Genomic DNA, 13,722 nt, shown 5'->3' on the forward strand with positions numbered 1-13,722 from the left:
ATGCTTAACATACTTAACGAGTATAGAAAAGCAATCATATCAGAAATTGAGATATTTTTTGATACACTAAGGTCAAAACCAATTATAAAAGATTTTTGGTTTGAGGATGCTATTGAAAGGCTACACAAGTTTGTCATATCAGGGAAGATGCTACGGGGTGCTATGGTGATACTATCTGAAAAGATGTTCTCTAACAAATACTTGCAAGATGCTTTGAAGTGTGCTATCACTGTTGAACTACTCCAATCAGGATTGTTGATACACGATGATATTATGGATGAGGATACACAAAGGCGTGGTATGGATACAATATTCTACCAATACAAGAAACTTTCCGACGAAAGAAACGTTGATAATAGTTATCATATCGGTGAGGCTATGGGGATATGTGCGGGGAATTTGGCATTCTCACTTGCGTTCATATCACTTGGTAAGATAAGTAGAAAACATATTCTAGATAGGTTGATACTCAAATTCGGTGAGGAGATGGCCATAGTAGGGATAGGACAGATGAAGGATGTCATGACATCAGGATTAAAAGACATACCATCCGAGGATGAAATAATATCAATATACAGATACAAAACTGCAAGGTATTCCTTCTCATTACCTTTTGCTTTAGGTGCTATAATATCCGAAGTGGATGATGAAACAATACACAAGATAGAAGAAATTGGCGAATACCTTGGCATAATATTCCAGATTCAAGACGATAAGATTGGGCTTACAGGAGATTCATCTCTAACAGGAAAACCACGAGGTTCTGATATAAAAGAAAACAAGAAAACTATTTTCTACAACATTCTTATTAACTCGGCAACTAACGATGAAAGACAATCACTGCTAAGAATATTTGGTAACCATCATATAACAGATAAAGAGATAGATTATGTCATAGATCTATGTAGAAAATACAATGTTTTTGATATAGTCGGAGAAAAAGTTAAAGAGTATTCCATAATCGTCAAAAACAAGGTTTCTGAACTGCAAATATCTGACGAATATAAAGGATACTTTTATCAGTTCATTGACTATAATTTAAGTAGAGATAGATAAGGTCAGGGAGGATATATATGGATGATAAGATAACATTTAAGCGCATCGTTGAGAACTTTCCACCATCTTGGTATGCTATGGTGATGAGCATATCTGGACTAGGAGTATCACTGCACTATTCATCAGAAGTTGTGAGTTGGTTTTACTGGGTTGGATATACACTATTCTTGCTATCAATATTCTTTTTTGTGCTACTTCTTATACCATGGCTACTCAGGTTTGTAATAGCATGGGACAGGGTCAAGGAGAGTCTCAATAACCCTATTCAAGGTAGCTTCTTCTCAACAATGCCGATATCTTTAGTTTTAATATCCTTTGGAATGATTGTCTTTCAAGAACATCTACCTTTCAAGGAACTCATTTCAACGATATCTTTAGTAGTATTTGGAGTTGGAACTTCACTCGTGATACTCTTTGGCGTTATTGCTGTGATAAATCTTTTCTTCAATAACAAGGTTGAAATAACACATCCTAATTTTGGATGGTTCATACCACCAGTTGCTCATGTAATATCAACAAGAGTAGGTTTTGAACTACTTGGTATATTTCAAAATAATCCTTCTCTTGGGGAAATCTTGTTTTGGTTATCTCTCTTCTGTCTCGCTATTGGATTGTTTATGTATGTTTTCATAGGTAGCATAGTTATGTATAGGTATATACTCAGTGAGGTACCTTACAATAATCTTGCTCCTACAACATTTATTCAACTCGCACCACTTGGAATAATGTCCTCAATCTTTGTTAAGATGATATCACTTTTCGGAAGTTCATCAATAGGAATACTAGTTATGTTTTCAATACTTTTCTGGTCCTTTGGAGTATGGTGGCTAATCGTATCTACTATAACACTCTTCAAGTTAATACTAGAAAACAGAATAAAATTTGCTTTGAGTTGGTGGGCTTTCGTATTTCCATTAGTCGCAATGGGGTTCGGAACCCTTGGTATGGCAAATGTCTCATCTCAACAAGCATCAACCGTGTTTATGAATATTCTACTGGTTTTGAATATCCTTACATTCATAGTCTTTCTAGTCGTATTGTTTGAAACAGTTAGGAGAACCGTTAAAGGTGATTTATTGAAAGGTATTTCCTGAAGAAGTCAAAGAGTTTAGTTAATTATACTACCCTTTTCTTGAAAATCGGTTAGTAGTTGATTATAATATAATTGGGAGTATGGAGAGAGTAAATTTATCTCCTAACATAAACTCAAATATTGTATCTAACCTTGTTCCCGAGCCAAATAATAGGAGAGAGACAAATAACAGACAACCTCAACCCCAAGAAACAAGAGAAGTTATAGTTGATATAAACTTTAGACAACAAAACAGTGAAGAGATGCGGAACATGGCTTCAACATTTGAAAGAGTAGGTGATACCTATCAAAGGATGGATAGGCTTGAAAGTGCTATAACTGCGTATCAGACATCATTTTCAATCAATCCTAACCCTGATGTAGTCCAAAAGGTTGATGACCTTGCCGCAAGAATATCAAGTGAAGGCAAGTTATAATACCTTGAAATGAAAATTCTTTCTCCTGAAGACGCAAAAGGAGTTGATAGAAAACTCTCAGCAACCTACGGCATTGATGAAATACTTCTGATGGAAAATGCGGGGAACGATACTTATGAACTTATAAAGTCTATTCTTGATGATAAGATTAACCAATCAAGATTTATAATAATCTGTGGAGTTGGCAACAACGGCGGTGATGGACTTGTAGTAGCGAGAAAATTACTCAAACACACAAACGAAGTGTATGTATTGATAATAGGTGATACTCAAAAATTCACTCCTTCAACAAAGAAAAACTACGAAATTCTATCAAAACTGACAAATAACATACATCTACTAAATCCATCTTCAGATTTGGAAGGTTTTAAAACCCAGTTAGACGAATACTTGAAAAACTTTACTTCCGACGAAGTTATTATAATTGATGCTCTTCTAGGTATAGGTATTAGACCACCATTAAGAGAGGATATCGCTTTGGTCGTTCAATCAATAAATGCTTTAAGGAAGCATAGAATCAAAATACTTAGTATTGACTTACCTTCTGGTTTTATCTCTTCCTTTGACAAAGGAGATGTTTTGTCAAACAATACTGTTGTGAATGCCGACTACACGATAACTTTTTTCTCTATCAAGGCTGGGATGTTCCTACCCGAAGTGAAGAGATTCACAGGTAATATTACAGTATCTACTCTAGGCTTGAGTGCTGATTTCATTGACACACTTGTAGAACATAATACTTTTTACCTTACATCTAGCGATGTTAGAATACTAAAGCGAGATGTATCAAGCAACAAAGGTAGTAATGGTAGAGTTATAGTGATAGGTGGTAGCGATAAATATTTTGGTGCATCAATACTTGTCTCAAAGTCTGCTAGTAAAACTGCTGTTGGATACATTATAGCATTCGTTTTGGAAAAGTTTAACCAAACTATGAAGGTTGCCTGCCCAGATGTCGTTTCAATTCCAGTTCCATCAGGGGATAGGGGATATTTCTCGGAGGGTGATGCTAGGTTCATACTAGATCAGGAAGTAATCAAAGATAGTGATGTTTTGATAATAGGTAATGGTCTTGGTCAGAATGAAAAAACCCTAGCGTTTTTAAAAACAATACTTACTAGCACTAACAACATATTAGTAATAGATGCTGATGGAATAAACTTACTCTCAAAGGATGTTGGTATTCTAAAGTCTATGAAGGATAAACATAGAGTCATATTGACACCTCATCTTCTTGAATTTTCAAGATTGTCTGGATTTTCTTTAGACGATGTTAAGGAACGACCATTTTCTGTAGGTAAAAAATTCTCTGAAGATTTTGGAATTAATCTTGTTCTCAAGGACAATGTGAATTATCTATTCTTCTATGATGGTGATGTTTGGATCTCTAATTTGAATACACCTGTTTTAGCGAGAGCAGGAACTGGTGATATTCTAGCAGGTCTAATAGGAGGTAATATTGCCTTCCTAAAAGACATCAAGGAAGGAGTAAAAGCAGGAGTGTATATGTTAGGAGAGGCATCAAAAAGGTTTGAAAAAGATATGTTTTACCCTACACCGATTGATATTATTGAAGCACTTTGAAGACAATTTTCTATTAGGTATTTCCAGATGAATTACTCTGATATCAACTTACAACAATAAAGACTAAAATTCACAGTTAGGTATAGTTTTTTCAAGCACTTAAAAACCCACTATGAAGTGAAATTTTGTGACTTAAGGATACTATCTGAGACAAAGTGATGAGTAATCAAAAAGTCTGGAAACTTACCTTCTAGTCTAACGGAGAATGGAATTTATTAATTAGAAAGCCTTCTTATGCAATTCAAACTTATCTTTCTAGGAGATGAGAAAACTTTACTTTTTACTACTCCTTGACAGCACCGAGTGTTACGCTTTCAACCAACTCCTTTCTTATGTACATAAACAGTATGACTACTGGTATGGAGACCAGAACTACCGCTGCAGAAAATCCTGGAAGATCGTTATTTTGAAGCATTGACCTTATACCTGGTGGGAGAGTGTATAGAGCAACATCTGAAAGAAATATAAATGCTATCGCATACTCATTCCAGCAAGTAACGAATGAGAAGATGAATGATGTTGCTAGAGCAGGTCTTGATATAGGTATTAGAACATAAGATATCAACTGTAGTAGGTTCGCACCATCCACTTCTGCGGCTTCTTCCATATCTTGAGGGACTGTGTCAAAGAAACCCTTGAGTATCCATATAGAGAAAGGTAAGGTTGTTGCTAGGTATGCTAGTGATAGTCCATGCAGAGTCCCAATAATTCCAAGTATGGAAGCAATCACTAGAAATGGAACTATCATCATTGCTATTGGAAAGAGTTGCGTTGTAAGAAGCGATATAAGAAACGGTCGCTTCCCAGGGAAATTATACCTTGATATGCCATATCCTGCCATAAACCCTATGAAAGTGCTTACAAAAGCAACAGATCCTGCTACTATAGCACTATTCAGTATCCACCTCAGAAAGTTAGGATCACTAAGAATATAAATGTAGTTGCCGAGTGTAAGAGACTCTAGATGGAAGTTTCCCCTAAGAATTTCTGAAAATATCTGTCTTATTATGTCCTTTGAGTAGAAAGATATAATGACTACCCAGATAACAGGCAAAAGAAGAACAATTACTGAAACAACCAAAAGTGCTTGTAATAAGACATAATTAATGTTTCTCATACAGAACCTCCAGACTAGTAAGTTTTTTCAGTTAATCTAGTTACTCTCGCAAAAGCAAGAATGTATATGAGCAGTATCAAGAAAACTAGGACAGAATACGCAGCAGCGTATCCGAATGTGAATACCCTCAAGTCAGGTCTAGATACGAAATCGTATATTCTTGTTATCAGTATGTCATATCTATCATCGCCACCAGTAAAGAGGAACACTATGTTGAAATTATTGAATGTCCAAATTGATGATAGTAGAACAGAAGGTAGAAGTGTTGGTCTTATTAGTGGGAGATAGATTGAGAAAAGTCTTGTAAACCAGTTAGCACCATCTATTAGAGCGGCATCCTTAACTGAGTCAGATATGCCTTGAAGCCCACTCAAAGCCACTATCATTATAAAAGGAAACGCATACCAAGCACTAACAAAGCAAATTGATAAAAAATAAACGTTGCTATTAGCATATATATTAAACCCTTCAAGCCCTATCGTATCAAAGAATTGTTTGAATAGACCATACTGACCGAGTGCTTCCCTCCATAGCAAAGCACTTATATAGGTTGGTATAACCCAAGGAAGTATAAGAAGAACTTGATAAACACCTCTTAGTTTTACTTTATTGTCATTTAGTATTACCGCGAATGTGATACCTAACACGAGTTGTATGGCGACGGATACTGCAGTATAGACAAAGTTATTCACGAACACATCGTAGAAACTACCAAAGTTTCTTACAAAAAACTTTGATTGTTCAATACTCTGTTGAGCCCACTCAAAACCAACTCTAGCAAGTATATGGTTAAAGTTTAGGATCTCGTTATAATTCAAAAACCCAACATACTGTCTTGCGAGATTAAGATCAGAAAGATATCTAGAAAGCGAGGTAAAACTCATTATTATAGTGAATAGGAAAGGAATTCCTATCAGCACGACTACGAGCAGCAAAGCAAAGATAACGAATGTATAAATAACACTATAGTTATACAATGCGTTCAACCATCGCTCAAGTCCTCCCTTAGCAGAATAGTAGAAGACACCAACTCCAATAAGCAGTATTACTATAAAAAACACATTAAAAGTATTCTTGAAGAAACTTATATAAAAATCCCTTGACTGTGACGATATTACATATTCACCGTCCTTTTCTATAAAACCTAGAGATTGTATATCTCCAACAGGCTTGGAAATGCTCTCAAAATATTCTGGAGCTGTAATTCCAAAGCCCCTATCCTGAAGTTTTGTAAAAATATCCTTTGCAATCTTGGATGGATAGGATATACTTTCATCAACCATTATGTCAATAGAAGACGAATAAAACGACCAAACTAGGACACCTACGATAACAAAAATCGCTAAACCCACATATAACCTGAATTTATCAGGTAAAAACTTTAAAAGTATGAACGGCAAGGATATCAACACAGAGATTACAAGGAACACAATTAGAGCGACAAAAGGTATTTTAGCAGGTTTTTCTATATACCCAACACCGACCGTCAGATCACTATCTTTGAAAGTGAAGCCCTTTATCACCTTATCGTATCCCACAAAAAACTCTCTTCTTCTCTCCTCAACTACAAAATTATTCTCTGTTGAGTCCTTCTTAACTCTGAATAGGTTATTTATGGACATTGTTCCGTTTGCTAATGCTTCAGGATCCGAAGATGAAATCAACTTCTCACCATATATAACATCAACAACCCATAAGTTCTTCGTCTCAAGTTCTTCCTCACTTTGTGGAAGACCATACTCCCTTATAATTTCCTCAGTCAATTTTGAAAAGTCATCCATCTTGTTTTGAGATTTTTGTTCTGACTTATCTTTTATCTGTTTTTTACCAGTCTCCTCGTAGGATTTATCGGCAAACAAATCAAACCCTAAGCTTGGAGTTGATTCCTCATCAAGTATTGAAAGCCAGGATTTACCAGTTTGTCTTTCTTCACCAACTCCCGCTCCAAATTTGTCATAGACTAACTTGGAAGTATTTATAAAGATGGATACAGCCATTTCCGTCTTAAAATTTTCAATAGCATTAGTAAGTATTGAAAGGTGGATACCTAGAAGTGTGAATAGGAGTAGAAAACCTGTAAGACCAGCGACAAAAAATCTCTTACCTAAAGAAAAATCATATCTCTTAACAAAGAATTTCATACTTCAATACCTTTGGCATGAATTATCAAAGATGGTTGAGTTGAATTCAACAAATTATGGAGGAGATTCGGAAAGTGTGTTTAATGTGTATGAATACTTGTCTCTGATGAGACCTCTCCGCAGGTGTAGTAAAAACACCAAAAACAAAAAATTTTTATTCCTAAAGCGTTCTCCTGGAGATTGAAATGAAAAATTAGATGACTTTATAATCTAGAAGAATTTTTCTAGGGTATATAGATGATAAGGATAAGAGTTCAAGCGGTTATCTTTAATGATAAAGGAGCATTACTCTTGGTTAAGCATTCCAAGAATAATAAGGAATACTATGTTTTACCTGGAGGTGGGGTGGAGTATGGAGAGAGGTTAGTAGACGCTCTTCTTAGGGAATTGAAAGAAGAACTTGATATTAGTAATGTGTATTCTGTCAAATATGTTGGTATAAGGGATTTTATCCCCCCTGAAGGTGATAGGCATGTTATTGACATTTACTATTATGTAGTTGCAGATTTGAGCGATATAAAATTGTCAGAGAATGATGGAATAATAAAAGGTTTTGATTTCATATCAATTAGAGATTTAGATAAGATATTGGTTTATCCTTCTGCTGACTATCTAAAAGATTTGATAAAAGAAGCAATAGGTGAGTTTTTGAGGGTAGATTAAGGATTCTTGAATACCTATGAAGACTTCTCAGAGGATTGATAGGGAAATAAAAAGTATGTCTCCAGATGAAAGGGAGGAGCTTAGAAGAAAAATGGAAGAGTCTATCAAGGAGATGAAAGTTAGCGATAAACCTAAAGAGACTACTATCAGACAAACTACTTCTAATCAAGTGTATTTGTCGTTTTGGGACAATCTGCTAATATTCATACTATCTTTGCTTGGGTTGTCATCATACGAGAAGTATGTCAGAAACAAAAGGTTGAGGATAATAAAGAGAAAGGTCTCTGGCAATACCCCTAGAATTATGAACCCTTACACAAAGGAACTTTACCCTCAATTTGCTAGGTATCTCTATGAACTTTACGAAACCATATCTTTGGTAAAAGAGGTTCTTGATATGACCATATTTAATCCAAATGTGTGGGACAATTCTTCAGTGTTAGAAATAAAGACCTGCGCTGAATACCTATTTGAGATATTGACGAATTCAAGACCAATAATAGGAATAAGTGATGTAAAATCAATAATATCTGAGTATAAGTCCATCAAGAAAATCTATGATAAGATAGAAACTGAAGTTCAAACCAGTCTAGAAAGTATTGACCCAGTAATGGTAAATAGAGCCAATAGGGTCTACAGTAGGCTGCTTGTGTTTAAAGAGTTGGTTGAGCAGGTTAACTTCAAAAGGATACTTAAGCAGTTTATGGATGAAAAAGGTAGAATTACAATGAATGCTACTCCTGACTATGTCTTTACATCTGAACTTGAGAAGTTATCAAACATACTTTCCGAAACTGATATAACGCCTATGATGGTTGATGTGATAATAGCACTTAAAAAGTATTTAGAAGAGCTGATTGATAAAGAGCCTTCCTATGATTACAATAATTTTTCTCGTATCTCATCTATGTTATCTAAAGAAAATCTAGATAAGGTTGGTGAGATTATTGAAAAAATGGATTTAGTTAATGTTATTTGTATTCTTAAGGATGATCCCGACTATTATCCTATTTTTATGATACCAGAATATTCTTTACTTAACATATACAAGGAGGTTGTAATTAGTAAAAATAAGGGTCTTGCTACAAAGATACTCAAAGAAGTTATATCTCAGAAGATGGAAATATTCTATAATACCATAGGAGTGAAGTATGATGAAGTCAAAGGGAATATGCTAACGATATACACTGAGGAGACTAGTAAGATACTTATGTCGCACAAACTAAATTATTTTACACATACCATATCTTTTGAGATTGTATATACTTTCTTTTACTACTTCTGGAAGAAGGGATTTAGAGAATCTGTGAATGATATTATAGTGAATGGTATCTTCAAAGATAGATATTACAAGAATTTGCTATCCTCTGTGTTTCAGTCAATAGAGGAGAGTGAGAAGGATATATCAAACTTTGTAAAGCAAACATCAAAAGGTGGAGATCACTATGGAGTAATAAGTAAGTTTTTGGAAGACTTTAACTACATAAAGTCAGAAAATTCAAAAAAATCACTGCAACAAAAAGTATCTGTTCTAAACAATTTGGCAGGAAGTATCGTTTTAAAATACAATGACTACTTTAATCAACTTAGTAAGAACTTAAAATTGATTTTAGAAGACTATAACTCACTTTCGCCGGAATACCTACTCAACGCAAAAACTATTAAGGGTATATATAATAGGACTCTTATGGATAATATAAAGAAAGGGGTAGAAGTTATGCTAGTTGCTCTTGATATATTGTCATACTACTCTAATTAGTTATTTTGAGAAAGATAGATATGTATCTTTTGGCAGTTTCAAAAACAATGTTCTCTGGTAAGTCAGGTCCTGGATATGATTTGTCCCAAACGAGAGTTTTTAGATAGTCTCTCACAAACTGTTTATCATGACTCTCTTGCGGGACTCCCTCTCTGTATGTTTCTTTAAGCCAGAATCTAGAAGAGTCTGGTGTTAGAACTTCATCAATTAGAACTAGTTTAGATTTTTTATCAAACCCGAACTCAAATTTGGTATCACAGAGGAGTATTCCTTTGCTTTCAAGGTTCTCTGAAGCGATTTTAAATATCTCAATACTCTTATGTCGTATCTCTTGAATCATATCTCCTACTATCTCTCTTGCTTGATCAATAGATATGTTTATATCATGACCTACATCTGATTTAGTTGAAGGAGTAAAAATAGGCTCTGGAAGCTTTGATGACATTTTAAGTCCTTCTGGCAACTTGATCCCACATATTGAGTTGTTTTTGATATACTCTTCGTATCCAGAACCAGCCAAGTATCCCCTAACTATACACTCAATCTTATATACATTCATCTTCCTAACAAGCATACTTCTATATCTCAGTAGATTAAGATATTCTCTACATTCTTCGGGATAATCTTCTGGATTAACTGAAACAACATGGTTTTCAACCAAATCCTTGAACTTATCAAACCAGAAATAAGACATCATATTTAGTATCATTCCTTTTAGGGGAATAGGTGTAGGAAGTATAACATCAAACGCAGATATTCTATCCGTTGAAACGATCAAAAGATAATCTCCAATCTCGTATATATCTCTAACTTTTCCTCTCTTTAGAAGTTTTAATTTGTTGAAGTTAGTGAAATACAGAGGTTTTACTTCCTTTAGGTTTGATAGGTTCTCTTCTAGGAACTTTCTAAAGTTATAAACTTCATTCATAAACTTACTCCAATACTATACCTTTTGGATAAGATCCCAAGATTTTAACGAGAGATGACTTCTTTTCAATCTCTTCTAGTAGTCGTTTGATTTTATCATCCTGTATGTGTCCTTCAAAGTCTATGAAGAATAAGTAGTCCCAGAGTTTTATTCTTGATGGCCTTGACTCTATCTTTGTCATATTAACATTCAGATCTTTGAAAGGTTTTATTATGTCAAACAATGCTCCGGGCTTGTCTTTGATATAGCATAGTATGGTTGTTTTGTCATTGTTTGTTTTGGAAATTTCATTCTCACCTATTATCCAAAATCTAGTTGTATTCATAGGGTCATCTTCAATGTTCTTTGCGAGTATGTTAAGGTTGTATTTTCTAGACAAGATTTCATTACCTATTGATGCGGAGTATGGTTCTGTTGATGCGATACGAGACGCTTCTGCAGTGCTACTCGTTTCAATAATCTCAACCCCTTGTAAGTTGTTCTCAATCCAATCCTTACACTGACTCAGTGCTTGCTGGTGTGAATAAACTCTCTTAACATTCTCAATGCTATTTTCCCCAGATAGAAGTGAATGATGAACCCTGAGGAATAGTTCCCCCATTATTTTGAGGTGTGAGTCAACGAAACTATCAAGTGTTTGTGCTACTACACCGCTGTAAGAGTTTTCTATCGGAACTATCCCTATGTCAACCTTGCCCTTTGATACTTCTCTAAATATGTCAGGTATGCTGTTAGTGTATATCTTATCAACATCGTAGCCAAATCTCTTCACTACCGCTATTTCCGAAAATGTTCCCTCAGGACCAAGAAGAGCAATTTTTAACTTGCCTTGAACGTTCCTAGTCATTGACATTATAAGCAGGAAAATATCCTCAATGTATTCGTATGGTAACCCAACATTTATTGACATATTTCTAATTCTCTCTATAACCTCACTTTCTCTAACAGGGTCGTAAATACCTATCTTGTTTCTTTTTTTCTCCTCGCCTATCTGAATCGCTATTTTGACTCTTTCATTTATTAGGTTGAGAATCTTTTCATCAATCTCTTCAATTTCTTTTCTAAGTTTATCAATACTGTTCATCGTAACCTCCGACTGAAACTTGAATAAACTTCTTCATAGCTCCTAGAATACTGTCTCTTTCATTTAAGATTGATAGGTAAGATAGATATTCTTCTGCTTTTTTATTCTTTTTGTCGCTAACACCTATTTCAATTAGGTTTTCGGGTATAAAGTTATACGATAGTTCATTAGCAGCAGATACTACAGTTATATCTTTTCTGATGATTTCAGGAGCTTTGGATGGGTCATCGTGGTAGAGTATAACTTCTGCTATGAACTGCGGTAGGTTCCAGTAATTTGCTAGAAGGTATCCTACCATATTGTGGGATATACCTATTATCTCTTCTTCGCTTTGAGATATAGTTTTGTTGTAGAAGAGAAAATTCTTTAGGAATTGAACCTTGTATTCCTTTGCTATGCTGCTTAGAATTATTTTACCAATATCGTGTAGCAATCCTGCTACAAAGTATCTTTCAGGGTCTTGTAATTTAAGTTTCTTTGCTATTACTCTTGCCCCTCCAGCAGTAAGCAGTGAATGTTCCCAAAGCCCCTTCATTGAACCCATCCAATATCCAGAGACATCAACATTCATTACTGATTTTATAGATATAGCAAGCACTATACTTCTTATGGTATTGAAGCCAAGAACTATTATCGCTTCTTTAACTGTTGCTATACTTCTAGGAAAGCCATAGTATGCAGAGTTTGCCATCCTTAAAACCTTCGTTACGAGTAAGGTATCCTTCTCTATAATCTCCTCTATCTTCTTTATGTCTACATCAGGGTTGTCCAATTCGTTTAGGAGTGTATTAACTACAAAAGGTAGTGGTGGTGTCTTCTCTATTATCTTGTTCCACTTGAGTAGTTGTTCCTCTTCCATAATTAAAATGATATTTGTAATAATGCTTTGAATTCAAACATTAGAGCCTAGAAGACAGTAAGGTCTAGATCTTTGTGTAGTTGTTTTAAAGGTGATAGATCAGTTTTTACCTGCGCTTCTGAATTCTGTCTCTGGTATAAGAACCTGATTTTTGAGATAATCTTTTAGTATCTTAGCTTTAGTTGTGTTCTATCTGGTCAGGATCTGTCCTTGAAAATTTTAGTTAATAGCGCTAGTATTTAGGATATTCAGACTATGCTCTGTATGGTTTAGAAGTAGAAAAGGCTAAAATCTTTAGTTTATTATATGGATACTTGGAGGAATAGTGTATGAAGAGATTTAGGATTGGTTTTGCTTTAAAGAGTGCTATCATCATTTCAGTAGTTATATTTGGAATTTCTCTTGTAGTATCTTATTTCGTTATAAACTCAATATACTCGTTAGTTCAAACTTACACTGTAAATATGCTAAAAGTTATTAACAAAGGGTTCAAAGATGACTATTATGACTACGAGGTAGAGGCTATTAGAGCCTACGGTGAGGAGATTCTGAAAAGGAATATAAATGAATATGAATACTTTATGGATGTTATTGAACCAACACTGATAGGCTTTGCTGAATATTATGATATATGGAATACTAAAAAGCCTGAAGAATTCAACGAGTTTATTGCTTCGGTATTCTACTGGGACGGTAGTAAGATTTACTCAAAGGACCCATCATATCAGGATGATGAATTTCTGGAGTTTCTTAGCAAACTGGATTTGAAGGTTGGCGAAAGTACTTATTACTTAGATGCCGATCACTCCGATGCTATATATGTTTTCAAACTTAAGAAGGGAGTAATTGGGGTTCGTGTGCATCCGGAGATATACAACAGAGCGTGGTTGAGAAGTGTATTCATAGGAGCAAATATTGATTTCTACAGTGCTGTTTTTCCAAAGCAAGGACGGTATTCAACAAATTTTGTTGAGGTTATAGACGAATTAGCTGAAAGTGGTGTGTCTATTGAGGATGTGTAT

General features: G+C 34.8%; 12 protein-coding genes. 7 read left to right on the top strand and 5 right to left on the bottom strand.

Features of this window, described 5'->3' with window-relative positions; genetic code table 11:
• From NZ579_05455 to NZ579_05470, 4 genes are all read left to right on the top strand, one after another.
• Positions 1-1,056 carry a polyprenyl synthetase family protein gene (locus NZ579_05455; protein MCS7299385.1) on the top strand — a complete coding sequence of 352 codons (1,056 nt, stop codon included), beginning with the start codon at positions 1-3 and terminating at the stop codon, positions 1,054-1,056.
• Positions 1,057-1,073: 17 nt separating this feature from the next.
• Positions 1,074-2,150 carry a hypothetical protein gene (locus NZ579_05460; protein ID MCS7299386.1) on the top strand — a complete coding sequence of 359 codons (1,077 nt, stop codon included), beginning with the start codon at positions 1,074-1,076 and terminating at the stop codon, positions 2,148-2,150.
• Between the two features lie 79 nt (positions 2,151-2,229).
• On the top strand, positions 2,230-2,565 hold the full coding sequence (locus NZ579_05465) for a hypothetical protein (GenBank protein ID MCS7299387.1): 336 nt from the start codon (positions 2,230-2,232) through the stop codon (positions 2,563-2,565).
• A gap of 9 nt (positions 2,566-2,574) precedes the next feature.
• Positions 2,575-4,149: an NAD(P)H-hydrate dehydratase gene (locus NZ579_05470; GenBank protein ID MCS7299388.1), complete on the top strand. Its 1,575-nt coding sequence runs from the start codon at positions 2,575-2,577 to the stop codon at positions 4,147-4,149.
• A 283-nt stretch (positions 4,150-4,432) separates the two neighbouring features.
• On the opposite strand, the gene NZ579_05475 is transcribed toward NZ579_05470, so the two are convergent.
• Together NZ579_05475 and NZ579_05480 are read right to left on the bottom strand one after the other, a co-directional pair.
• Positions 4,433-5,266: a carbohydrate ABC transporter permease gene (locus NZ579_05475; GenBank protein ID MCS7299389.1), complete on the bottom strand. Its 834-nt coding sequence runs from the start codon at positions 5,264-5,266 to the stop codon at positions 4,433-4,435.
• 14 nt (positions 5,267-5,280) lie between these two features.
• Positions 5,281-7,407: a sugar ABC transporter permease gene (locus NZ579_05480; protein MCS7299390.1), complete on the bottom strand. Its 2,127-nt coding sequence runs from the start codon at positions 7,405-7,407 to the stop codon at positions 5,281-5,283.
• 237 nt (positions 7,408-7,644) lie between these two features.
• Here NZ579_05480 and NZ579_05485 point away from each other — a divergent pair, with 237 nt between their 5' ends.
• The gene (locus tag NZ579_05485; protein MCS7299391.1) at positions 7,645-8,070 is read left to right on the top strand and encodes an NUDIX hydrolase; all 426 of its coding nucleotides are present in this window, start codon (positions 7,645-7,647) and stop codon (positions 8,068-8,070) included.
• A 16-nt stretch (positions 8,071-8,086) separates the two neighbouring features.
• Positions 8,087-9,829 (top strand): DUF5312 domain-containing protein, encoded by a 1,743-nt coding sequence (locus NZ579_05490; GenBank protein MCS7299392.1) that lies wholly within the window; start codon positions 8,087-8,089, stop codon positions 9,827-9,829.
• Here the strand turns inward: NZ579_05490 and NZ579_05495 are convergent.
• From NZ579_05495 to NZ579_05505, 3 genes are read right to left on the bottom strand one after another with little or no spacing between them, the layout of a single operon-like run.
• Positions 9,822-10,757 (bottom strand): phosphoribosylaminoimidazolesuccinocarboxamide synthase, encoded by a 936-nt coding sequence (locus NZ579_05495; GenBank protein ID MCS7299393.1) that lies wholly within the window; start codon positions 10,755-10,757, stop codon positions 9,822-9,824. The two genes, NZ579_05490 and NZ579_05495, sit on opposite strands and share 8 nt — an antisense overlap.
• A gap of 4 nt (positions 10,758-10,761) precedes the next feature.
• Positions 10,762-11,841 (bottom strand): prephenate dehydratase, encoded by a 1,080-nt coding sequence (pheA, locus tag NZ579_05500; GenBank protein MCS7299394.1) that lies wholly within the window; start codon positions 11,839-11,841, stop codon positions 10,762-10,764.
• Entirely contained in the window at positions 11,828-12,700 is an 873-nt protein-coding gene (locus NZ579_05505; protein MCS7299395.1) for an HDOD domain-containing protein, read from the bottom strand. The genes pheA and NZ579_05505 overlap by 14 nt, the downstream gene beginning before the upstream one ends.
• 329 nt (positions 12,701-13,029) lie before the next feature.
• On the opposite strand from NZ579_05505, the gene NZ579_05510 reads away from it, so the two are divergent.
• A partial coding sequence (locus NZ579_05510) for a hypothetical protein (GenBank protein ID MCS7299396.1) occupies positions 13,030-13,722 on the top strand: 693 nt, incomplete at its 3' end.

This window comes from Spirochaetota bacterium, from assembly GCA_025061835.1.
Classification (GTDB): Bacteria; Spirochaetota; Brevinematia; order DTOW01; family DTOW01; genus SKYB106.